Source organism: Kitasatospora sp. NPDC023120 (genome assembly GCF_055560835.1).
The window spans coordinates 253,349-274,470 of the sequence record NZ_JBVHHY010000005.1 but is presented as its reverse complement, the minus strand read 5'-3'; the positions used below and the strand labels follow the sequence as shown (position 1 = coordinate 274,470).

General features: G+C 74.3%; 15 protein-coding genes and 1 pseudogene. 4 read left to right on the top strand and 12 right to left on the bottom strand.

What is annotated here, in order from left to right:
• Window positions 1-99 precede the first annotated feature (99 nt).
• The 5 genes from ACZ3TI_RS10055 to ACZ3TI_RS10035 all read right to left on the bottom strand — a co-directional run bounded on the left by ACZ3TI_RS10055 (window position 100) and on the right by ACZ3TI_RS10035 (window position 10,104).
• A complete protein-coding gene (locus tag ACZ3TI_RS10055; protein ID WP_465725336.1) occupies window positions 100-4,863 on the bottom strand; it encodes a DNA repair ATPase in 4,764 nt (1,587 codons plus the stop codon).
• Between the two features lie 113 nt (window positions 4,864-4,976).
• On the bottom strand, window positions 4,977-7,019 hold the full coding sequence (locus ACZ3TI_RS10050; RefSeq protein ID WP_465725335.1) for a flotillin family protein: 2,043 nt from the start codon (window positions 7,017-7,019) through the stop codon (window positions 4,977-4,979).
• A gap of 85 nt (window positions 7,020-7,104) precedes the next feature.
• Complete coding sequence (locus ACZ3TI_RS10045) at window positions 7,105-7,887, bottom strand: hypothetical protein (protein WP_465725333.1); 783 nt, start codon at window positions 7,885-7,887, stop codon at window positions 7,105-7,107.
• A 226-nt stretch (window positions 7,888-8,113) separates the two neighbouring features.
• Complete coding sequence (locus ACZ3TI_RS10040) at window positions 8,114-9,229, bottom strand: PucR family transcriptional regulator (protein ID WP_465725331.1); 1,116 nt, start codon at window positions 9,227-9,229, stop codon at window positions 8,114-8,116.
• Window positions 9,230-9,306: 77 nt separating this feature from the next.
• Window positions 9,307-10,104, bottom strand: coding sequence for a GntR family transcriptional regulator (locus ACZ3TI_RS10035; protein ID WP_465725329.1), 798 nt, complete (start codon window positions 10,102-10,104; stop codon window positions 9,307-9,309).
• 280 nt (window positions 10,105-10,384) lie between these two features.
• On the opposite strand from ACZ3TI_RS10035, the gene ACZ3TI_RS10030 reads away from it, so the two are divergent.
• Together ACZ3TI_RS10030 and ACZ3TI_RS10025 are read left to right on the top strand one after the other, a co-directional pair.
• Window positions 10,385-11,158 carry a tyrosine-protein phosphatase gene (locus ACZ3TI_RS10030; protein ID WP_465725327.1) on the top strand — a complete coding sequence of 258 codons (774 nt, stop codon included), beginning with the start codon at window positions 10,385-10,387 and terminating at the stop codon, window positions 11,156-11,158.
• Window positions 11,159-11,283: 125 nt separating this feature from the next.
• Window positions 11,284-11,430, top strand: a pseudogene (locus tag ACZ3TI_RS10025) (DUF4291 family protein); the annotation flags it as partial.
• Window positions 11,431-11,496: 66 nt separating this feature from the next.
• Here the strand turns inward: ACZ3TI_RS10025 and ACZ3TI_RS10020 are convergent.
• Together ACZ3TI_RS10020 and ACZ3TI_RS10015 are read right to left on the bottom strand one after the other, a co-directional pair.
• On the bottom strand, window positions 11,497-12,342 hold the full coding sequence (locus ACZ3TI_RS10020) for an ABC transporter permease (protein WP_465725325.1): 846 nt from the start codon (window positions 12,340-12,342) through the stop codon (window positions 11,497-11,499).
• Window positions 12,339-13,250, bottom strand: coding sequence for an ATP-binding cassette domain-containing protein (locus ACZ3TI_RS10015; protein WP_465725323.1), 912 nt, complete (start codon window positions 13,248-13,250; stop codon window positions 12,339-12,341). The genes ACZ3TI_RS10020 and ACZ3TI_RS10015 overlap by 4 nt, the downstream gene beginning before the upstream one ends.
• Window positions 13,251-13,384: 134 nt before the next feature.
• Here ACZ3TI_RS10015 and ACZ3TI_RS10010 point away from each other — a divergent pair, with 134 nt between their 5' ends.
• Together ACZ3TI_RS10010 and ACZ3TI_RS10005 are read left to right on the top strand one after the other, a co-directional pair.
• Complete coding sequence (locus ACZ3TI_RS10010; protein WP_465725321.1) at window positions 13,385-14,563, top strand: sensor histidine kinase; 1,179 nt, start codon at window positions 13,385-13,387, stop codon at window positions 14,561-14,563.
• Window positions 14,560-15,234, top strand: a complete 675-nt coding sequence (locus ACZ3TI_RS10005) for a response regulator (RefSeq protein ID WP_465725319.1) — start codon at window positions 14,560-14,562, stop codon at window positions 15,232-15,234. The genes ACZ3TI_RS10010 and ACZ3TI_RS10005 overlap by 4 nt, the downstream gene beginning before the upstream one ends.
• 143 nt (window positions 15,235-15,377) lie before the next feature.
• Here ACZ3TI_RS10005 and ACZ3TI_RS10000 read toward each other — a convergent pair whose 3' ends face one another.
• From ACZ3TI_RS10000 to ACZ3TI_RS09980, 5 genes are all read right to left on the bottom strand, one after another.
• Window positions 15,378-16,487, bottom strand: a complete 1,110-nt coding sequence (locus ACZ3TI_RS10000; protein WP_465725317.1) for a hypothetical protein — start codon at window positions 16,485-16,487, stop codon at window positions 15,378-15,380.
• Between the two features lie 363 nt (window positions 16,488-16,850).
• Window positions 16,851-17,498 (bottom strand): hypothetical protein, encoded by a 648-nt coding sequence (locus ACZ3TI_RS09995; protein ID WP_465725315.1) that lies wholly within the window; start codon window positions 17,496-17,498, stop codon window positions 16,851-16,853.
• A 201-nt stretch (window positions 17,499-17,699) separates the two neighbouring features.
• Entirely contained in the window at window positions 17,700-18,719 is a 1,020-nt protein-coding gene (locus tag ACZ3TI_RS09990) for an N-acetylglucosamine kinase (RefSeq protein WP_465725314.1), read from the bottom strand.
• Window positions 18,720-18,871: 152 nt separating this feature from the next.
• A complete protein-coding gene (locus tag ACZ3TI_RS09985) occupies window positions 18,872-20,200 on the bottom strand; it encodes a 6-phospho-beta-glucosidase (RefSeq protein WP_465725312.1) in 1,329 nt (442 codons plus the stop codon).
• On the bottom strand, window positions 20,200-21,117 hold the full coding sequence (locus ACZ3TI_RS09980; RefSeq protein WP_465725311.1) for a carbohydrate ABC transporter permease: 918 nt from the start codon (window positions 21,115-21,117) through the stop codon (window positions 20,200-20,202). The genes ACZ3TI_RS09985 and ACZ3TI_RS09980 overlap by 1 nt, the downstream gene beginning before the upstream one ends.
• Between the last annotated feature and the right edge of the window lie 5 nt (window positions 21,118-21,122).

Sequence of the window (21,122 nt, the reverse complement as noted above, 5' to 3'; positions counted from 1 at the left end):
ATGACCAGTGCTTCACTTCCGGGGGTGTAGCCGGCCACACCCCCGGAAGTGAAGCCGACGGCTCCCCTCAGCCCCGCCACGCAGCGGGACGGCTCCCCCTCAGCCCCGCCAGGCGCGCTTCAGCTCCTCCCAGCGCTGCGCCTGCGCCCGGGTCAGGTCGCTGCGCAGCTCCGCGAGCTTCAGCAGCTGCGCCTCAGCGTCGGCGCCCAGCGGCTGGGCCTCGGCGCGGTAGTGGTCGGCGAGCAGGGCGTCGAGCTCGGGCCGGGTGAGGGCGGGGTCGAGGCGCTGGGCGAGCTTGGCCATGTTCCGGTACGAGCCCTGGAGCAGGAACGGGGGCTCGGTGCGGGCGCGGTCGTCCTGGGCGGCGGAGTCCAGGTAGGCGCGGTTGACGGCCAGGACGGTGGAGCGCAGGTACAGCAGCCCGGACAGGACGGCGGTCATCCGCTCGACCTCGGCGGCGGGCCAGGAGCCGCTCAGCGTGCCGCCGGGCGCGCCCGGGACGCCCGCCGCCCGGGCGAGCAGGATGTCCAGGTCGGCGCGCTCGGCGGTGGCGAGCGGGGCAAGGTGGGCGTTGGCGGGCAGGGCGTTCTCGACGAAGCTGAGCGCGAAGAGGTCCTCGCGCCCGGCGACGGCGTCACCCAGGTTCCACACGTCGGCGCGGTTGGCGAGCATGTCGGGCAGCCGGAAGAGCCGGCCGGACTCTGTGTACGGATTGGCGGCCATCACGACGGCGAAGCGCTTGCCGCGAAGGTCCCACTCGCGGGCCTCGCCGTCCCAGACGCCGTCGATCCGGCGCTGCGCGTCGCACAGCGGGATGAAGCGCTGTAGGAACTCGGGCGAGGTGTGCTGGACGTCGTCCAGGTAGAGCAGCACGTTGTCGCCCGCGTGCAGGGCGAAGTTGAGCTTCTCGACCTCGCGCCGGGAGGTGGCGTCGGGGGCCTCGGCCGGGTCCAGCGAGGTGACCCTGTGGCCGAGTGCCGGGCCGCTGACGGACACCAGCAGCAGGCCGAGCCGCTCGGCGAGGTACTCGACCAGGGTGGTTTTGCCGTAGCCGGGCGGGGAGACCAGGAGCAGCAGGCCACTGCGGTCGACCGGCCCGCCGGACTCTGCCGTGCCGAGCTGCTTGGCCAGGTTGTCGCCGATCAGCGGCAGGTACACCTGGTCGATCAGCCGGTTGCGGACGAACCCGTTGAGCGGGGCGGGCCGGTACTGGTCGAGCCGCAGCCGGGCGTGCTCGGCGGCCAGCAGCTCGCCGCGCAGCTTCTGGTAGGCCCGGTAGCCGGGGGCCTCCACCTCCTCGAACTCCCGGACCCGGGCCAGCAGTTCGTCGAGTCGCAGGTCGAGCGTGCCGCCCGTCAGCCGCGGGTGGTCGCCGAGCAGCCCGGTCAGCCGGGTGCCCACCGCCGCCTCGACCGGCCGGCGCGGCAGCGACGGGCAGAGCAGGACGGCGGCGGCCTCGGCGAGGTCGGCCGGGTCGGCGTCGGCGGCGACCGCTTCCAGCCAGGCGGTGGCGAGTTGGCGCCGCACCGGCAGCAGTCCGGGCTCGTCGGGCAGGGCGGCCAGCGCCTCGGTGAGGCCGGCCGACTCGGGAGCGGCGCGGAACTTGTCGAGCAGCGCGGCGGCGCTCGCGGAGAAGGCGAACGCGGGGGACTCGGCGGCGAGTTCGGCCACCAGGTACGCCCCGGCCCCGGACGCCGGGCCGGCCCCGGAAACCGGCCCCGGGACGAACCCGGCGACGGCGGCGGACAGTTCGTCGGCCAGTGCGTCCAGGGCCGGAACGCCGCCGAAGGCCTGCCGGGCGAGCCCGAGCGAGCGGGCCCGGGTGTGCCAGAGCAGCCGCTGCCGCTCGTCCGCGCCGTACGCCCAGTACAGCTGCGCGGCCGCCCGGGCGGCGGCCGGGTGCCGCAACAACCCGGCGTCGGCGCCGAGTCGGAGCAGGGCGCGGAGCAGCAGCGCCGCGTCGTGGTCGTGCACGCCGCGCTGGTAGCCCTCGTCCGGGCGCTGCTCGGCGGCCCGCCGGACGTACTCGAGCAGGTCCGCGAGGTCCGTGTCGGGGGCGAGCGAGCCGGCTTCGAGCGAGCCCGCCTCGCTCGCCGACAGCAGGCTCGCGGCGAGGTACTCGGCGCGGTAGAGCTGCGGGGTCTCCGAGGGCAGCGGGCGGTCCCAGTAGCGCTCGGTGGCGGCGAAGGCCGGGTCGGTGACGGGGGAGCGGTAGTCGGTGCCGGTCAGGGTGAAGGCGGGGCGTCCACGCCAGGGCACGAGGACGAGTTCGGGGCGCTGGGTGGTGACGGCGAACAGGTGCCGGCCCAGCCGCAGGGTGCCGGGGCCGTCCCCGGCGAGTTCGGCGCGGTCGCGCAGGGCGCGGTGGGCGCGGCCGCGGGCGGCGCGCAGCCGTCCGGTCAGCTCCTCGGCCCGGACCCGGTCGCCGAGCGCGGTCAACTGGCGTGCCAGGTCGCGGAGTTTGACGGCCGTCGGGTCGGTGGCGAGCGTCGCGTCGATCTCGGCGGCGGTGTCCAGGGTGGCCAGCCGCCGGTGCAGGGTGTCGAGGATGCGCTCGGCGGAGGCGGTGAGCCGGTCGGCGCGGCGGGCCCGTTCCTCCAGCAGGTGCTGGCGGCGGGCGGTGAGCGCGTCGTGGATCTCGGTGCGCCGGTCGGCGAGCTGGTCGCCGAGGGCCGGGTCGGCGTCGGCGAAGCGGGTCTCCAGCTGTTCGATCCGCAGCAGGAGGCGGCCGAGCTGGTCGTCGCAGGCCTCGGGGGTGTCGGCGACGGCGAGCGCGGCGGTGGTGGCCTGGCCGAGCAGGGCGGTCTCGGCGGCGAACTCGGCGGCGGCCTCGTGGGTGCGCAGCTCCCGGCGGCGGACGGTGAGCGCGGTCCGGGCCCGGTTGAGCAGGCCGAGGACGTCGGCGAGCCGGTCCAGGATCGCGGTGCGGGTGGTGGCGTCGGCGAGGTCGAGGGTGCCGACCAGCTCCGAGACGGTCTGCAAGGCCTCGCTCTGGGTGCTCAGTTCGAGGCTGAGCGGCTCGGCTTCGGCGGCGGTCGCGATGGTGGCGCACTGTTCGGCGAGCCCGGTGGCCCGCTGCCGGTGCGGTTCGAAGGCCGAGGGTTCGGCGAGCTGCCCGACGGCCCGGTCGGCGGCCTCGGCCAGGCCCTCGGCGAGGTGCGCGGCGAGCGCGTCGATCCGCTCCGGGTCGGCGCGCGGCAGGTCGCGCAGCGCCTCGACCCGGCCCTGGGCGCGGCGCAGCCCGGCGAGCCGGTCGACCCACTCGGCGGCGTCGGCCAGGGTCTCGCCGCGGGCGGTGCGCAGCAGGCCCTCGACGTGTTCGGCGGCCTCGTCGGTCTGCCCGGCGGCGTGCGCGGCGAGCTGGGCGATCGCCTCGTACTCGGCGATGACCTGCCGGGCGGTGTCGCGGATCTCGGCGAGCGGCGCCGCGAGGTCGCCGAGGCCGCTCTGGCCGAGCCAGTGGTGCCGGTCGGCGGTGCGGGTGCAGGCGGCGAGGACGGCCCGGTGGCCGGCCGGGGTGTCGGCGCCGGCCGCGGCGAGCCGGGCGAGGGCGAGGCAGTCGGCCAGGCCGCGGACCAGGTCGGCGTTGCCGATCTGGGCCAACGGCCCGTTGCCGGGCGGCTGTTCGGCGGCGAAGCGCTCGCTGGTGAACGGGGTTCGCCAGAGCTGGACGGGATGCAGCCGGGTGGGCCCGTCCTCGGCCGGGCGCAGGGCGACGAGGGTGCCGTCGGCGAGCAGCGCGTAGCCCTGGCAGGGCAGCGGGGCGGCGGCCTCCTGGCGGACGCTGTTGTACGGCTGCAGCAGGGCGCGGCCGTCGGCGGGGGAGCGGAACTCGTACAGCACGTCCTCGCCGTTGGGCGAGACGACGGTGCGCTCGTACGCCAGGCCGTCCACGGGCTGGTCGAAGGTGCGCACGGTGCCGTCCAGCAGGTGGCAGCCGCCGGGGAAGGCGACGCCCTGGTCGGCGGGCAGCCGCAGGCAGGCCTGGCCGAGCGCGTCGATCCGGGTGACCTTGCCGGTGGGCAGGTGCACCACCAGGTGCCGGACGGTTTCCTCCTGGTACGGGCGCACCCGCACCAGCAGCAGGGTGGCGAGCCGGGCGTGGGCGATCTGCGCGTCGGCGAGGGTCTGCAGCGCCTCGGCCAGCGGTTCGTGGTGCAGCTCCCGGCCGTCCGGGGTGGTGAGGGTCAACCGGCCGCCGTCGACGCCGAGGTGGAGCTCGCCGGCCAGGTCGGCGCGGGGCGGGCGGCCGGGGCCGGCGGGCAGCTGGTCGTCGCGGGTCAGGGCCGTCCAGGCGAGCTGCTGCCCGTCGGCGGGGGTGTGGTCGCGCTCGCCGCGTCCGTCCAGGTAGGCGGGCCGGGCGTCGTCGGCGCCGTCGTCGAGGCGCCAGCGCAGCACCCGGACGTCGGCGCCGGCCGGCCCGGTGCGGAAGACGGCGAGCAGCCGGCCCTCGGCCGGGCGCAGCCGTTCCAGGCGGGCGTCGCGGAAGTAGCGCCGCAGGTCGGCGAGGTCCTGGCGCAGCCGCGGGTCGTCCAGCAGGGTGCCCTCGGCGGGGGCGGGGGAGAGGTCGGGCCGGTGCAGGCCGAGGACGTCCGCGAAGTCCTCGGTGCCGTCCGCGAGTTCGGCGGGGCGGGTGCCGAGCAGCAGCAGTGAGCCGGCGGCGGTGAGGTCCTGCGGGAGGCAGGCCCGGGCGGTGGTGAGCCGCCCGGTGCCGGTGAGCCGCAGCTCCCCGCCGCCGAACTCCTCGACCCGGCGGGCGTTCAACGCCTGCGCGCGGTCGGCGAGTTCGGCGGCGGACCGGGCGAGCCGGTCGCGCAGGACCTCGTAGGTGCCGGCGTCGAGCCGGGCGTCGAGGGCGTCCACGGTCAGTTCCTCAGTACTCGGTGGATCGTTGCCAGGAGCCGTGCACCACATGGAGCCGTGCACCACATGGAGCCGTGCGCCAGTGGAGCCGTACTCCACGCGGGAGCCGTACGCTACTTGGAGCCGTTGACCGAGGCGCCCACGAGGGCGCCCCCGCCGGCCAGTGCCCCGATCGGCGTCTCGGCGATGCCCAACTTCTGTGCCGACTCCAGCAGTTGGCGCAGCTGCCCGGACTGCTCGCCGGACCCCGAGCCGATCAGCTTCATCAGCAGCGCGGACACCGTCAGGTTCTGCACGTCCGCGGTGGAGGCGGAGGACAGCACCCGGGTGAGGTCCTCGGTGAAGCTGGCCCGTCCGTCCAGCCAGGGCCCGGCCAGGGTCTGCGCGGTCTGCGAGTGGCCGACGAAGGCGTCCACGCTCTTGCCGGCCGTCACCGACTGCACGAGCCGGTCGAAGAACACCGAGTCCCCGCCGACGATGTCGATCTTCGCCTTCTCCAGGCCGGTCGCGACCAGCGCGGCCTGGGCCTCGGCGATCTGGCGCTGCGCGTCCAGCCCGGCGAGCCGGACGTCCTTCTCGGCGGCCAGGCGCAGCCGGTACTCCTCGTGTCCGCGCGAGGCCTCGTCCAGCTTGGCCATCGCCGCGGCCTTCTCGGTCAGGCCCTCGGCCTCGGCCTTCAGCTTGGCGCCGACCTCCAGCGCGGCGGCCTTGGCCTTCTCGGCCTGGACGACGGCCTCGGCGAGACCGACCTTCTCCACCGCCGCGGCCTCCTGCTCGCGCACCTGGACGCGGGCCAGGCCCTCGGCGGCGGCCTCCGCCCGGACGCCCTCGGCCAGCCGGATCTTGGCAGCCGCGTCCAGCTCGGCGGCCCGCTGCCGGGCCTCGGCCAGCACCAGCGCCTCGCGGGCCTTGTGTGCGGCGGCCTGCTCGGCGGCCTCGGCGGCCTTGATGTCCTTGACGAGCTTCTCCTGCGCCTCCGCCTCGGCCTGGATGACCACGGCCTTGCGGACGCGCTCGGCCTCCTCGGTGGCGCGCAGCGTCTTGACGGCCTCCTCCTGCTCGGCGACCGTCCGGTCCACCGCGACCCGCTCCCGGACCACGTCGGCGACGTCCCGCTTGGCGGACTCGACCTCCTTCTCCTTGGCGATCGTGGCGAGTTGGGTCTCCCGCTCACGGCCGACGACCTCCAGCAGACGGTCCTTCTCGATCCGCTCGTTCTCCACCGCGATCACCCGTTCGCGGTTCTTCTGCGCCACCGCGACCTCGCGGGCCTGGTTCTCCCGCTGCACGCCGAGCAGCTCCTCGGTGCGCAGGAAGGCGGTCTGCGCGTTGAGCCGCTCCTCCTCCTGGACGCGGGCGATCACCGCGTCCTCCTTGGCCCGCAGGGTCTCGATCTCGCGGCGCTGACGGATCTCGGCGTCGGCCTGGCGGCGCTCGAGCTCCAGGACGGTCTCCCGGGCGTCGACGTTCTGCCGGGTGATCTCCTTCTCCTCGGTGCGCTGGTACTCGTTGGTGCGCACGTGCTCGATCGCGGTCAGCTCGGTGATCTTGCGGATGCCCTGGGCGTCCAGGATGTTGTCGGCGTCCAGCTGGCTCATCGGGGTCTGTTCCAGGTGGTCGATGGCCGCGTCCTCGAGCGTGTAGCCGTTGAGGTCGGTGCCGATGACCGCGATGATCTGGTCCCGGAACTCGTGCCGGTGGGTGTACAGGTCGGTGAAGTCCAGCTGCTTGCCCACGGTCTTGAGCGCCTCGGCGAACTTCGCGGCGAAGAACTCCTGGATCGCCTGCGGGTCGCTGGCCCGGGCGGTGCCGATCGACTGCGCGACCTTGACGACGTCCTCGACGGTCTTGTTGACCCGGACGAAGAAGGAGATCCGGATGTCCGCCCGGATGTTGTCGCGGCAGATCAGCCCGTCCCGGCCGGCCCGGTGGATCTCCACCGTCTTGGCGGTGATGTCCATCAGCTCGGCCTTGTGCAGGATCGGCAGGACGATCGCGCCGGTGAAGGTGACGTCCACCTTCTTGGTCCGGGAGACGATCAGTGCCTTGCCCTGCTCGACCTTCTGGAACAGGCGGCCCACGAACAGCAGCATGGCGAGCACGATGAGCAGCACGACGGCGACGAGTACGCCGAAACCCACGGCGATGGTGTCCATCACGGAGTCCTTTGACGAGATGGCGAGTTGGTGCGAAGAGGAAACGACGCGAAAAGGAAGGGAAACGAGATGAAGTGACGGAACGTCAGATAGGGAGGCCTGGCGGCGACGGGTCGAACGGCGCCACCAGGAAGTGCTCGCCCTCGGCGTCGTAGTCGTAGATGAGGGCGGTCCGTCCGGCGGTCAGCTCGGGCTCGGGGGTGGGCGTGCGGACCTGGACGGTCGCGGTGGAGCCGTCCTCGGCGGTGACCTCGGCCTGCCCGAAATCGGCCGTCACCCGGCCGGTCCGGATCACGCAGACCCGGCCGACGAAGTCCCCCCGGGTGACCGGTCGGTCCTGCGGGAACAGCCGCCTCAGCGGCTTGACGAGCACCCGGGTGCCCGCCCAGGAGGCGACCAGCGCGACGGCGAACACGCCGCCGCGCGCCGGCGCCCCCGAGGTGAGAACGGTGCCGGCCAGGCTGACGAACCAGGCGAGTGCGACCAGCAGCGACACCGCCACCGTCACGGGCACCCCGCCCAGCCCCAGCGCGTCCAGCACGCCCCCGTGGTGGGCGCCCTTGCCCCCGTCGGTGCCGTGACCGCCGGTGCCGTGACCGCCGGGCGTCCCGTGCGCCACGTGCCCCCCGGCACCGTGCCCGATGTGACCCACATGCCCGACGTGCCCGACGTGCCCGACGTGCCCGACGCCACCGACGTGCCCGCCGTGCCCGGCACCCATGTGGTGCCCGACGCCATGACCCCCGTGCAGGGCGTCGAACCCCAGTCCGCCGAGCAGCATGAGCAGCCAGTACCCGACGACCACCACCAGCGCGAAGCTGAACAGCGCGGTCGGAAAGGCCAGCGCGGCCGCGAAGAATCCCCCCATCCCGGCCACACTCCCCGCCCTTCCCCCGGCACCGCGCTTCGGCGCCGGGGAGATCATGGCAGTGGGGGAGCCCGCCGCACATTGCCAGGATCCGGCAATCTTTACGGCCCTTTGACACCCTGGTACGTGCGCCGCCCATGACACTGCAACAGCCCGGCCACAGGACGGTCGCCAGGCTGTCGTAGCGACCCGGCACGGGTTTGGGCGAACAGTCCGACAGGGCCGCCTACAGCGGCTGCTCCGGCCAGTTCAGCAGCCGCGCGCCCATCGCCGCCGTCTCCAGGGTGAAGCGCTGCAGCGCGTCCGACGGGTCGTACCCCGTGAGGGCTTTGATCCGCTCCAGCCGGTAGCCCAGCGTGCGCACGCTCAGGCCCAGCCGGCGCGCCGCCTCGGCGTTCACGTACGCGGCCTCCGCCTGCACCGCGATGGTGTCCAGCAGCGGACGGGCGCCGCCGCGCGCCTCGGTCAGCGGACCGAGCACGCTGCGCACCAGGTCCGCCATGGCCGCCCGGTCGCGCATCAGCACCGGGAAGACCAGCAGTTCCTCGGCCTTCAGCTGCTTGGCCGGCAGCCCGAGGCGCTGGGCGTAGTCCAGTGTGTCCAGCGCCTCCTCGTAGCTGCGCAGCACCCCGCTCGGGCCCGAGTGCCGACGGCCGGTGGCCACCCGCTGCACCGGGCGGTAGCCGGGGCCGGGGCGCAGCGTCAGGTCGGCGAAGGCCTCCAGCACGGCCCGTTCGGAGTCCGGGGCGATGCAGACCAGCCGCCCCTCCTTGCCGGCGAGCAGGACGTCCCGCTCGCCGAACCGGCCGGCCAGCTCCCGCTCCACCCGGTGCACCAGCGGGTGCACGTCCGCGAACGGCTCGTTGCCGACCGCGACCGCCACCGTGTACGAGCCCGCCAGCCGCAGCCCGAACCGCTCCGCGCGCTCGGCGAGCAGGCCGAGGTCGCTGCGGCCGAACAGCAGGTCGTCGATGAACTCCCGCCGCGCCGCCTCTTCCTGACGGATCGCCAGGCGCTGCGCGCGCTCGTGCCCCTCGCCGAGCGCGGCGAGCGCGGCGTCGGTGGCGGCGAGGACGGCGTCGCCCGTCCGGCGCAGCTCGTTGACGCTGGTCGCGGCGGTCGCCCCGGGCAGCGTCTGCCAGGCCCGGCGGGCCGCCGCCAGGCAGTGCGCCACCACCTCGCGCAGCCCGAACCCGGCCTCGGCGCAGTTCTCGCCGAGCTTGCGCAGGCTCTCCAGCTCCTCGCGGCGCAGCAGCCTGCCGGTCCGGGAGACGTCGGCGAGCAGGACGAGGTAGGCCTCGGCCAGCTCGGTGGGTATGTCGTGCTCGATCCCCTCGGTCACCGCGACCTGCCATCCCCCGTACGACCTGGTGATTCGGCGCTGAACACTAGCAGGACCGCCACGGCCGGAGGCTGGCGCTACCGGTCGCGGAAGTGCAGGACGAACCGCGCGCTGCTGCCGTCGATCCGCCGCCGTACGTACAGGGTCGGGGTGCCGTCCGGGGTGCAGCTGACGCCCTCGCGGACCAGCAGCGCGGTGCCCGGCGGGACGCCCAGCAGTTCGGCGTCGGCGAGGTCCGCGCCGACCGCGCCGAAGGCCCGCCAGTCGTACTCCAGCTCCACCCCGGCGGCCCGCGCCAGGTCCAGCACCAGGTTCCCCGGGCGGCCGGGCCGGACCAGCTCGGCGGGCAGCGGGCCGAACGGCACCCAGTAGCTGGACGCCGCCCGGGCCCGCCCGCCCAGGCGGATCACCGAGTCCACCCGGGACAGCTCCCGCGGCGTGCGGCCCAGTCGGCGGGCGGCCTCCGCGTCCTCCGCCGAGCCGGTCACCGCGGGCGCGGCCACGACGAACTCGCCGTCCCCCGGCTCGACGCCGCCCCGGCCGACCTCGGGCAGGGCGGCGTGCACGCTGCCGAGGTCGAAGCGCTGGCTGCGCGGGTCCACGGCGATCGACACGCGGACGGCGGGCGGGCGGACGAAGGTGCCCACGCCCCGGCGGATCTCCACCACGGCCGCCCGCTCCAGCTCCGCCATCGCCTGCCGCACGGTCAGCCGGTTCACGCCGAACTCGGCGCTCAGCTCCGGCTCGCTCGGCAGCCGGGCGCCCGCCGGGTAGGTGCCGGCGTCGATGCGCTCCTGGAGCCGGCGGGCCAGGCGGCGGTACAGCGGGGTGCCCGGCGGGTCGCCCGTTTCGTTGCTCGGCTGGTTGGTGGCCACGAGCCGATCCTACGAAGCCCGCCCGCCGGCACCGGTCACCGTCGATCCCGCGAACCGCGCCCGCCCGCTCTGGTCACGCGTCGATCCCAAGAACCCCGCCCGCCGGCACCCGCCCGCCGGCACCCGCCCCCTCCGGTCGCCGTCGCGCGCCGGCAGGAGTGGGATGGAGAGATGCGCCCGTCCGCCGGCGGCTTGCCCGGCACCCCCGGGACGGGTTAGACATCTAGACGTCTAGATGTCCTGCTCCCTTCGGGCGCGGCTCCACCGAAAGGCCTCCCGCATGTCCCTGGTCAACTTCCGCGACGCCGCCGCCCTCGGTGACCCCGAGGGCCGTCGGGTCCGCCCGGGTGTGCTGTACCGCTCCGCCCAGCCGTTCCCGGCCGCCGACGAGGCGACCGTCGCCCAGCTGCGCGCCTGCGACATCCGCACCGTCGTGGACCTGCGCGACCCGCGGGAGACCGACCCCGCCGACTGGGCCGCCGCCGAGGCCGCAGGGATAGCCGTCGTCGCCGCCCCGGTGAACCCCGCCACCGACGCCCTCACCGCGCGGATGAGCACCATGACCACCGCCGCCGACCTCGGCGACTTCTACGTGCTGCTGGCCGAGTCCGCCCCCGAGGCGCTCGCCGCCGCCGTCGAGGCCACCGTCCGGCCCGGCGCCGTCCTGCTGCACTGCGCGGCCGGCAAGGACCGCACCGGCCTGCTGACCGCCCTGCTCCTCGACCTCCTCGGCGCCTCCGCCGAGCGCATCGTCGCCGACTACGCCCGCACCACCGACGCCCTCCCGGAGATCTTCGCCGGTCTCGCCGAGCGCCACCGCACCGCCCTCAACGACCGCACCGCCGCCCGCTCCAGCTCCCGCGTCACCGACTCCCGGGGCCGCAACCTCACCATCCCGGCCCCGCTCCTCGAGGCCCCGGCCGAGGCGATGTCCGTCTTCCTCGACCGCGTCCGCGTCCACCACGGCGGCGCCGCCTCCTTCCTGCCCGCCTGCGGTGTCCCGGTGGCCACCCTCACCGCCTTCCGCACCAAGGCCGGCACGGCGGTGGCCTGACCAGGCCGCCCCATCCCCACCCCCCCGCGCGGCAATTCCGTTGCGCCGCCCCCGCAGGCCTGGCAGCGTGCCCGGCCAGGGGGTACACCGACCAGCGGGTGCAGCGACCAGGGGGGTGCGCGGAGATGACCGCACTGCGCGAGATCCGCGCCGACCACGACGACCGGACGATCGTGCTCTACCAGGCCTACCCGCCCGCCGTCGCCGACGCGGCGCTGGCGGCGGGCCGCTTCGTGGCGCCGTTCGGCTTCCACCGGATGACCTTGAAGCCGGTAGGTGAAGCCGGCGGGTGGCGACCGGACTTCACCCGGCGCGGCCTCGGTCGACCGCGCGGGACCTCACACGTCCCGCCGCCGCACCAGGACCACCGTCACCGCCACCGCGACGACCGACCACAGTCCGATCGTGACCCACGCGTCGAGCACGCTCGGCGCGTACTGCCCCATCGTGGTCGCGAAGTCGGGGATGACCGTGAGCCGCGAAGCGGCGCGCATCGGCAGGTGGTTGCCGATCTCGGCGAGCCACCGGTAGCGGTCCCCGCCGAACATCAGCGGCAGGACGAACAGCAGCAGCACCAGCGAGACGACCGACGCGGTGGCGTGCCGCAGCAGCGCGCCGAGCGCCATCCCGATCAGCGCGCAGACCGGCACGATCGCCGCGTAACCGAGGACGGCCCGCAGGCAGCCCTCGTCGGTGATGGAGAGCCCGAGGTGCCGGGAGGCGAGCATCGCGTTGACGGCGAAGAAGGACCCGGCCGACACCACGGCCCCGGCGAGCGCGGTGACCGCGCCGACCAGCAGCACCTTGGCCGCGATCACCCCGCGCCGGTCCGGCACGGCGGCGAAGGTGGTGCGGATCAGGCCGGTGGTGTACTCGCCGAACACGGTGATCGCCCCGAGGCTCCCGGCGGCGATCGCCATCAGGTCGGAGGAGATGCTCCCCAGCCCGCGGAACAGCGGGTCGTACCGGGGCGGCGGGAAGCCGGGAACGGGCTGCGGCGGGTGGTCGATGTAGACGAGGTCGGAGCGGACGGCGTTGACGTTGACCGCGACGGCCACCAGTGCGGCGAGCGCCAGCACCCAGTACGTGGACCGCAGCGAGCGCAGCTTGATCCACTCCGCGGCGAGCAGGTCGGTGAACCGGGGCGCCGGCTCACCGGGACGAACGGTGGGGGTCGTGCTCATCGGGCCTCTCCAGCCTGGTACTCGACACTGTCGGCGGTCAGGGACATGAACGCCGACTCCAGGGATGACGTCCGGACGGTGAGTTCGTGCAGCACCACGCCGTTCCGCAGGGCGAGTTCGCCGACCCGCTCGGCGGGCATGCCGGTCACCGTCCCGAACCGGGCGTCCGACTCCCGTACTTCGGCCCCTTCGGCGCGCAACACCTGCGCCAGCAGAGCGAGTCCCGGAGTCCGCACCGCCACCGACGTCACCGCGTTGCGGGCCGAGAACTCCGCCAGGCTCTCGTCCGCGATCAGCCGTCCGCGTCCGATCACCACCAGCCGGTCGGCGGTGTGCTCCATCTCCGCCATCATGTGGCTGGAGACGAACACCGTCCGCCCTTCCGCGGCCAGGCGTCGGAACAGCCCGCGCACCCAGAGCACGCCCTCCGGGTCCAGCCCGTTCAGCGGCTCGTCGAACAGCAGCACCGGCGGGTCGCCGAGCAGCGCGCCCGCGATGCCGAGCCGCTGCCTCATGCCCAGCGAGTAGCCGCCGATCCGCCGCCCGGCGGCCCCGGTGAGCCCCACCTCCGCCAGCACCTCCTCCACCCGCCCCAACGGGATGCGGTTGCTGCGGGCCAGCGCCGACAGGTGCGCCCGGGCACTGCGCCCGCCGTGCACGTCGCCCGCGTCCAGCAGCGCGCCGACGTGCCGCAGCCCGCGCGAACGGTCCGCGAAGGGCACGCCGCCGACGGTGACGGTGCCCCCGGTCGGGGTGTTCAGACCCAGGATCATCCGCAGCGTGGTGGACTTGCCGGCGCCGTTGGGGCCGAGGAACCCGGTCACGGCGCCCGGCCGGACGGTGAAGGTCAACCGGTCGACGGCCGTGGTGTCGCCGTACCGCTTGGTCAGTCGCTCTATCTCGATCACGGGGACGACCCTGCCGGTCACCGTCCCGCCCCGGCATCGGGCGCCGGGCCACAACCGCGCACCGCCGTACTGGCCCCGGGGATTAGGCCCCCGGGCCAATGCGTCGCCCTGCGGGCCGCGGCTACCATCGCGTCATGATCACCGAAGCCCGGCCGCCGTTGCTCAGGCGTCTGCCCGCCGGCGTGTGGGTGGGGGCGTTCTGGACTGTCCTGGTCGCGTTCCGCTTCCTGACACGTGAGGACGAGCTGCGCCACCTGCTCGAGTACCACGGCAACCCGGAGGACATGCCGCTGGTGGTCACGGCCGTGGTCACCACCCTGGTGGCGACGTTCCTCGTCCGCCTGCCGCTGGCCGCCATCGCGGTGGCGCTCGCGGGCAGCGTCTACGCGCTCGGCATGTGGACCGTCCCGGAGACGGCGCCGCTGCAGTTCCTGATCGCCGACGCCGTCGTCGGCTACTGCGCCGCCACCCGCTCCCGCGCCGTCTCGCTCACCGCCTTGGGGATGCCGCTCGCCCTGATCGTCGGGCTGCTCCTCTGGGGGGCCGTTCGCGGCAGCCTCATCAACCCGTTCGCCTACGCGGGCTTCGGCGCGACGGTCCTGATCGCCTGGCTGATCGGCAACACCGTCCACCAGGGCCGCGTCCACGCCGAGGCCCTGCGCGGACGCGCCACCGAGCAGGCCGTGACCGCCGAACGGCTACGGATAGCACGTGAGTTGCACGACATGGTCGCGCACAACATCGGCATCATCGCGATCCAGGCCGGCATGGGCAGCCGGGTCATGGACACCCAGCCCGCCGAGACCCGCAACGCGCTGAACGCCATCGAGGCCACCAGCCGGGAGACCCTGGCCGGTCTGCGCCGGATGCTCGGCGCGCTGCGGGCCGGCGAGCCGGAGTCGGCGCCGCTCGAAGTCGCTCCCGGGCTGGCCGAGTTGGACCGGCTGGTGGAGAGGAGTGCGGGCGCCGGCGTCCGGGTCGCGGTGACCCGCGGGGGCGAGGCGCGCACCCTGCCGGCCGACGTCGACCTCGCGGCCTTCCGGATCATCCAGGAGGCGGTGACCAACGTGGTCAAGCACTCCGGCACCCGCGACTGCCACGTCACCGTCCACTACCGGCCGGACGAACTCGCCGTCACCGTCGTCGACTTGGGGGCAGTCCCGGTCGCGACGACCCCCGGCACCGGTTACGGGATCGCCGGCATGCGCGAGCGGGTCGCCCTGCTGCACGGCGAGTTCAGCGCCGGACCGCGCCCCGAAGGCGGCTTCAGGGTCGCCGCCCGACTGCCGATCCCCGTGGAGGTGGGACCGTGATCCGCGTCGTACTGGTGGACGACCAGCCGCTCATCCGCACCGGACTGCGCGTGCTCATCGCCGACGCCCCGGACCTGGAGGTGGTCGGCGAGGCCGGCGACGGCGCCGAGGCCGTCGACCTGGTCGCCCGGCTGCGCCCCGACGTCGCCGTGATGGACATCCGGATGCCCCGCACCGACGGCATCGAGGCCACCCGCAGGATCACCGCCGACCCGGACCTGCCCACCCACGTCCTCGTCCTCACCACCTTCGATGACGACGACTACGTGTACGGCGCGCTGCGGGCCGGTGCGAGCGGCTTCCTGGTCAAGGACCTCGCCCTGGAGACCATCCTGGACGGCATCCGGATCGTCGCCGCCGGGGACGCCCTGATCGCCCCCGGCATCACCCGTCGCCTGATCGGCGAGTTCGCCGCCCGCCCGGACACCGGCGCCGCGCAGCCCGCCGGGCGGCAGCCCCGGCGGGCCGTCGCCGACAGCGTCACCGGGCGCGAGCGCGAGGTGCTCACCCTGGTCGGCCGCGGCCTGTCCAACGCCGAGATCGCCGAGGAGCTGACCATCAGCGTCGCCACCGCCAAGGCCCACGTCGCCCGGCTCTTCACCAAGCTCGACGCCCGCGACCGGGTCCATCTGGTCATCCAGGCCTACGAGTTCGGGCTGGTCGCGCCGTAAGCCGTACCTGTCGCACCGCGGTGGTGCCTGCCGTACCCGCGGTGCGCGAAGCGCCGGGGCGGGCCCGCACAGCCCACCCCGGCGCCTCACCGCGCCCCGGGCATCACCCGGACGTCACCCGGGCACCGCCCGTGCCCCCGGTGTCAGGGGACGATCGGGTGCGAGATCATGCAGCCGCCCGCACCGCCGTTGTAGTCGTTCGACCAGGTGCCCTGCATGGCGAACGAGCCGGTCGCGAAGGCGACGTTCTGCGAGCCGCCGACCCCGCCGGTGCCCTTCCAGGCGCACTTGTCGGCGTTCTCGTAGCCGGTCGAGTCGGTCCAGCCGCCGGCCGGGTTCTGGTCGGTGACGGTCTCCGAGTACTCGTGGCCGTACACCATGGTCACGCCGTCCAGCAGGCCCGCGCTGCCGCTGTTGACGTAGTTCTGGCCGCAGGAGGTGCCCATGTCGGTCACGTACGGGTCGTTGGAGAACGCCACGTCGCCGTACGGGGAGGCGGCCGCGCCGCCGCTCAGCGTGGTGTCGCCGTTCCAGTCGTGCCAGGCGCAGAAGTTGCCCGACGAGGTGTTGAAGCCGTCCGGGTGGGTGCCGGTCGGCGACAGCACGACGTACTGCGCGTTGCGGTTGGAGGCGGCCGTGGTGTTGCCGAAGTGCCCGGCGGCCTTGACGGCCTCGGCGGCCAGCTGGTTGCCGGTGGCCTGGCCCGGGGCGGCGGCCGAGGTGTCCACCCAGACGCCGGCCAGCGCGCCGCCGGTCGGGTAGCCGACGTGGGCGGCGGTGGACGGGCAGGTGGTGGAGCCCGCGGCGACGCCCTCGCAGTACTGCGTCATGACGCCGGACCAGGTCTCGCCGTTGGTGCCCAGCCCCTTGAACAGCTGCTGGGTGCGGACGGCCTCGCCCATCGGGTCGCCGGACAGGGTGGTGTAGCCGTTGGCGTCGGTGCCCTGGGTGCCCCACTGCGAGCCCCAGAAGATCAGGTAGACCTTCGGCGCGCCGGTGGTCACGCCGATGCCGTCGACACCGCCGCCGAACTTGAGGTTCGAGGTCCGGCGTCCGGAGGCGGAGGCGGCGGCGGCTTCCTTGGTGGGGACGGCGCCGTGCCGGTAGGAGTGGGTGTGGCCGGCGGTCTCGTTCACCGGCTGGTCCGCCTGGGCGGCCGGGGCGGCCGCGAAACCGGTGGCGGCGAGCGCCAGCGCGCTGAGCCCGGTCAGGGCCCGGGTCCGCATCCGGCGGGAGGTGGGGGACATGCCCATCGTGAGGGTTCCTCTCTCGTGCGCCGGCCGCGCTCCGGTGGGGGGCACGGCGGCACCGTGGGGGGACGAAGGGGGGGTGCGACGGCGGCAGGCCGGAGCCGCGGACCGCCCGTGACGGACGGTCAGCGACGTGGGGATGGGGACCGGTGTTCACCGCCGACGGGCGGAAGCCAACCAGAGCCGCCGAAACCGGGTCAACGAAGGTTCAGTAAGGCCCGTGCCAAGGAAGGCCCCAAGGGACGTATCGAACGTCAAAAGTCCCCAGCTGGAGCGCGGCCGACGCGCGTAGCACAGCCGAATGTCAACAGTTGCGAGGAGCTTCTACACCGTATGGGCGCGGGCCTCGGCGCGACGGAGAGCCCGTCATCGCCCGGAGGTCCAGGACCTCCCGACCTCGCCGATCCGCATGATCCGCCCGTGCGAGTCCAGCACCACGTCGTACGCGTTCCCGTGGCAGCCGAACGGGTCCGCCGGGTCCCGCTCGGCGAGGCAGTCGTTGAGGTGGACGATCAGCTCCTCCAGCGGTACCGCCCGGGCCGGGTCGCCGTGCGGCCGGTCGACCAGGGTGGCCGTCACGCCCGCCGCCGCGAAGCCGTAGTGGACGGGGCTGCCGGTGGGGGCGTAGCGGGCGGGGTCGCAGGCGTAGCGGGCGGGCTGGGCGGTGAGTTCGGCGGGGCCGGCGGAGACCACGACGAGGACCTCGTGGCCCGGCTGCTCCGCGGGGGCCGTGCAGTCCGGCGCGGTGGTGGAGGGGGCACCGACGGTGGAGGGGTCTCCGGTGGTGGAGGGGTCGCCGGCGGGGGCGTAGGCCTCCATGCCCTCCTCTTCGTCCTCCTCCGCGAGGTCGTCGTCGTCCACGTCCAGGAAGTCGTCCACGCCCTCGTCGGCGACCGCGGAGGCGGAGGCTGCGGCGGCTGTCGGGTGGGGGCCGGCGGGGGTGCAGCCGGTGAGGACGGCAGCGGTGCCGCAGGCCAGGAGGGCGGCGGCGAGGAGGTTGCGGGACACGGCCATGGCACAAGTCTCCCCGGGCGGCGACGACTGTCGTTACTCGGGTAGTACGACTACTGCCGGTCGTGCGGTTCCCTCCCCCGCCGGACGTGCGGATCCGGCGGAGGAGGGAAGTCTGTGGCGCGGCCCCCTTGACAACGCGCTCGCTCGACGCAGGCTTCGCGTGACGCGCGCTCCCCCGACGCGCACCGACATGACGCGGACTCAGGCCGCGACCGGCCGCGCCCGCTCGTACGCCGCGCGCAGCCGCGTCTGCGCCTCCGCGCCCACCTCCAGGTGGTCGAGCCCGAGCAGCGCCGCGCCCAGCACCGGCGGCGCCACGACGACCCGCGGTTCGGCCAGCGGCGCGGCGGCCGCGAGGCGCGCCTTCAGGTTGTCCAGCAGCAGCGGCTGTTCCGAGGCGAGCACGCCGCCGCCCAGGACCACCGGGGTCGGGGAGTCCAGCAGTCCCAGGCGCCCGAGCGCGACCACCGCGAGCCGGACGATCTCGTCGGCCTGGCGGTCGATCAGCCCCAGCGCGATGGCGTCCCCCTCGTCCGCGACCGCGAACAGCACCCGGACGATCTCGTGCAGCCGCACGCTCGGCAGGTGCCCGAGGTGGACGGCTTCGGCGACGGCACCGGCGCTGGGCAGCCCGTAGTGCCCGGCGATGGCCCGGGCGAGCGCGGTGGGCCCGCCGCGACCGTCCTCGGACCGTACGGCGTGCCACATGCTGGCGAGAGCGAGCCCGGAGCCGCCGCCCCAGTCGCCGGTGAGTTCGCCGAGGGCGGGGAAGCGGGCGGTACGGCCGTCCGGGAGGAGGCCGACGCAGTTGATCCCGGCGCCGCAGACGACCGCGACGCCGCGCGGGCCGTCGGTGCCGGCCCGCAGCAGGCCGAAGGTGTCGTTGACGACGGTGTTGCCGACGCCCCAGGGGTGGGACTCGAGGGCGTCGCGCAGCGCCTCCTCCTCGACCGGCAGGTCGGCGTTGGCGAGGCAGGCGCTGACGTGGCTGGTGAGCACGCCGTCCCAGCCGGGGTGGCCGGCCTCGGCGGCGGCCTGAGCGACCAGCGGGGCGAGCCCGGCGACGGCTGCCGCGCCGCCGATCTTCTGGGGTGCGAAGCCGCCGCCGCGGGCGCTGCCGAGGACGGTGCCGTCGACGCCGATCAGGGCGACGTCGGTCTTGGAGTTGCCCGCGTCGATGGCGAGTACGCCGGGCAGGAGTGGTTCGGGCTGGTGGGTCATGAGGTCCCCGCGGCTCGTACGTGGCCCGGCCGCGGTGTGGCGGCCGGTGGTGCCCGGCCGGATGGTCGTCGGCCGGGTGTGGACGGTCTCCTCGCGGTGCCCGGCCCGCGCGTTCCCTGGGGAACGCGGGGCCGGGCACGTCGCGGGCCGGGTCAGGCCCAGGCGAGGTGCTCGCGGTTGTGGGCGAGCAGACGGTCCGTGAGCTGGTCGGCGAGTTCGATCTGGCCGACCAGCGGGTGGGCGAGCAGCGCGTCGAAGACCCGGTGGCGCCCCCCGTGCAGGGCGGCGTCGAGGGCGAGGTGCTCGTACGCGGTGACGGCGGCGACGAGGCCGGCGTACAGCGGCTCCAGCGGGCGCTGCGGCAGCGGGCGCACGCCGTCCGCGTCGACCTCGGCCGGCACCTCGATGACGGCGTCGTCTGGCAGGAAGGGCAGCACGCCGTCGTTGCGGGTGTTGACCACCTGCACCGAGGTCCCACCGCGCCCGGAAGTCCCGCCGGTCCCGAGCAGGGCGGCGATCAGCTGGACGGCGGCCTCCGAGTAGAAGGCGCCGCCGCGCTTGCCGAGCAGTTCGGGCTTGGTGTCCAGGGCCGGGTCGGCGTACAGCTCCAGCAGCTGCCGCTCGATCTCGGCGACCTGCGCGGCGCGCGAGCCCTGCTCCTTCAGCTCGGCGACGACCGCGTCGTGCTGGTAGAAGTACCGCAGGTAGTAGGACGGTACGACGCCGAGCCGCTGGATGACGGGCTGCGGCAGGTGCAGGTCCTCGGCGATCTCCTTGCCGAAGTCCCGCAGCAGCTCGGGCAGCACCTCCCGACCGCCCACCGCACCCGGCCCGTCCAGCAGGGTCACCCCGCGCTCCCAGGTCAGGTGGTTGAGCCCGACGTGGTCGAGCCGGACCAGCTCCGGGTCGACGCCCAGGTGCGCGGCGAACTTGCGCTGGAAGCCGATGGCGACGTTGCACAGCCCGACGGCCTTGTGGCCCGCGGTCTGCAGGGCCCGGGTGACGATGCCGACCGGGTTGGTGAAGTCGACGATCCAGGCGTCCGGGTTGGTCCGGCGCACCTGCTCGGCGATGTCCAGCACCACCGGGACGGTGCGCAGCGCCTTGGCGAGCCCGCCGGCGCCGGTGGTCTCCTGCCCGACGCAGCCGCACTCCAGCGGCCAGGTCTCGTCCCGGTCGCGCGCCGCCTGCCCGCCGACGCGCAGCTGCAGCAGCACGGCGTCGGCGTCCGCGATGCCCGCCGTCAGGTCGGTCGTCACGGTGACCACCGCCCCGTGCCCCTGCCTGGCGAAGATCCGCCGGGCGAGCCCGCCGATCAGCTCCAGCCGCTCGGCGGCCGGGTCGATCAGCACCAGCTCGCCGATCGGCAGGCTGTCGCGCAGCCGGGCGAAGCCGTCGATCAGCTCCGGGGTGTACGTCGAACCACCGCCGACGATGGCCAGCTTGAGCGAGGAAGCTCCGGACGTCTTCGGTGCGGACATCAGCCCTTGACCCCTGTCAGTGTCACGCCTTCGATGAAGGCCTTCTGAGCGAAGAAGAAGAGGACGATCACCGGCGCCATCACCAGCAGGGTGGCGGCCATGGTGAGGTTCCAGTTGGTGTGGTGGGCGGCCTTGAAGGACTCGAGCCCGTAACTGAGGGTCCACGCCTCGCGGTTGTTGCTGGCGTAGATCTGCGGGCCGAAGTAGTCGTTCCAGCAGTAGAAGAACTGGAACAGCGCGACCGCCGCGATGGCCGGCTTGGCCATCGGCAGGACCACCCGCAGCAGGGTGCGCAGGTCGCCGCAGCCGTCGATCCGGGCGGCTTCGAGGTACTCCTTGGGGATGGTCATCAGGAACTGGCGCAGCAGGAAGATGGAGAACGCGTCGCCGAAGGCCATCGGGATGATCAGCGGCCAGAGCGAGCCGCTCATGCCCATCTGCTTGGACCAGAACAGGTACATCGGGATGACGGTGACCTGCGGCGGCAGCATCATCATCGCGATGACCGCCGTCAGCGCCAGGTTGCGGCCCCGGAATCGGAACTTGGCGAGCGCGTAGGCGACCGGCAGGCTGGAGACGACGGTCAGCAGGGTGCCGAACCCGGCGTAGAGCAGGGTGTTGCGCCACCAGGTGAGGAAGCCGGGGGTGTCCCAGACCTTGCCGTAGTTGCCCCACTGCCAGGTGGCGGGCCAGTAGTCGGTGGTGAGCGCCTGCTGGTCGGTCATCACCGAGGTGAGGAAGACGAAGACGAAGGGCAGCAGGAAGAACAGCGCGGCGGCGACGGCCAGCGAGTGGACGGCCACCCAGTTGAGCAGCGCGCGGCGCCGGGCGGCCCGGGCGGCGGGGCCGCCGGGGCGGGCGGGGCGGGCGGCGCCGGTCGGGGCCGGCGTCTCGGTGAGTGTGTTGCTGAGAGTCATGATCA

Coding starts and splice junctions, on each gene's coding strand:
- ACZ3TI_RS10030 (WP_465725327.1), top strand. CDS start 10,385: ATGTCCCTGGTCAACTTCCGCGACGCCGCCGCCCTCGGTGACCCCGAG.
- ACZ3TI_RS09995 (WP_465725315.1), bottom strand. CDS start 17,498: ATGGCCGTGTCCCGCAACCTCCTCGCCGCCGCCCTCCTGGCCTGCGGC.
- ACZ3TI_RS09990 (WP_465725314.1), bottom strand. CDS start 18,719: ATGACCCACCAGCCCGAACCACTCCTGCCCGGCGTACTCGCCATCGAC.
- ACZ3TI_RS10010 (WP_465725321.1), top strand. CDS start 13,385: ATGATCACCGAAGCCCGGCCGCCGTTGCTCAGGCGTCTGCCCGCCGGC.
- ACZ3TI_RS10000 (WP_465725317.1), bottom strand. CDS start 16,487: ATGGGCATGTCCCCCACCTCCCGCCGGATGCGGACCCGGGCCCTGACC.
- ACZ3TI_RS09980 (WP_465725311.1), bottom strand. CDS start 21,117: ATGACTCTCAGCAACACACTCACCGAGACGCCGGCCCCGACCGGCGCC.
- ACZ3TI_RS10020 (WP_465725325.1), bottom strand. CDS start 12,342: ATGAGCACGACCCCCACCGTTCGTCCCGGTGAGCCGGCGCCCCGGTTC.
- ACZ3TI_RS10050 (WP_465725335.1), bottom strand. CDS start 7,019: ATGGACACCATCGCCGTGGGTTTCGGCGTACTCGTCGCCGTCGTGCTG.
- ACZ3TI_RS09985 (WP_465725312.1), bottom strand. CDS start 20,200: ATGTCCGCACCGAAGACGTCCGGAGCTTCCTCGCTCAAGCTGGCCATC.
- ACZ3TI_RS10045 (WP_465725333.1), bottom strand. CDS start 7,887: ATGGGGGGATTCTTCGCGGCCGCGCTGGCCTTTCCGACCGCGCTGTTC.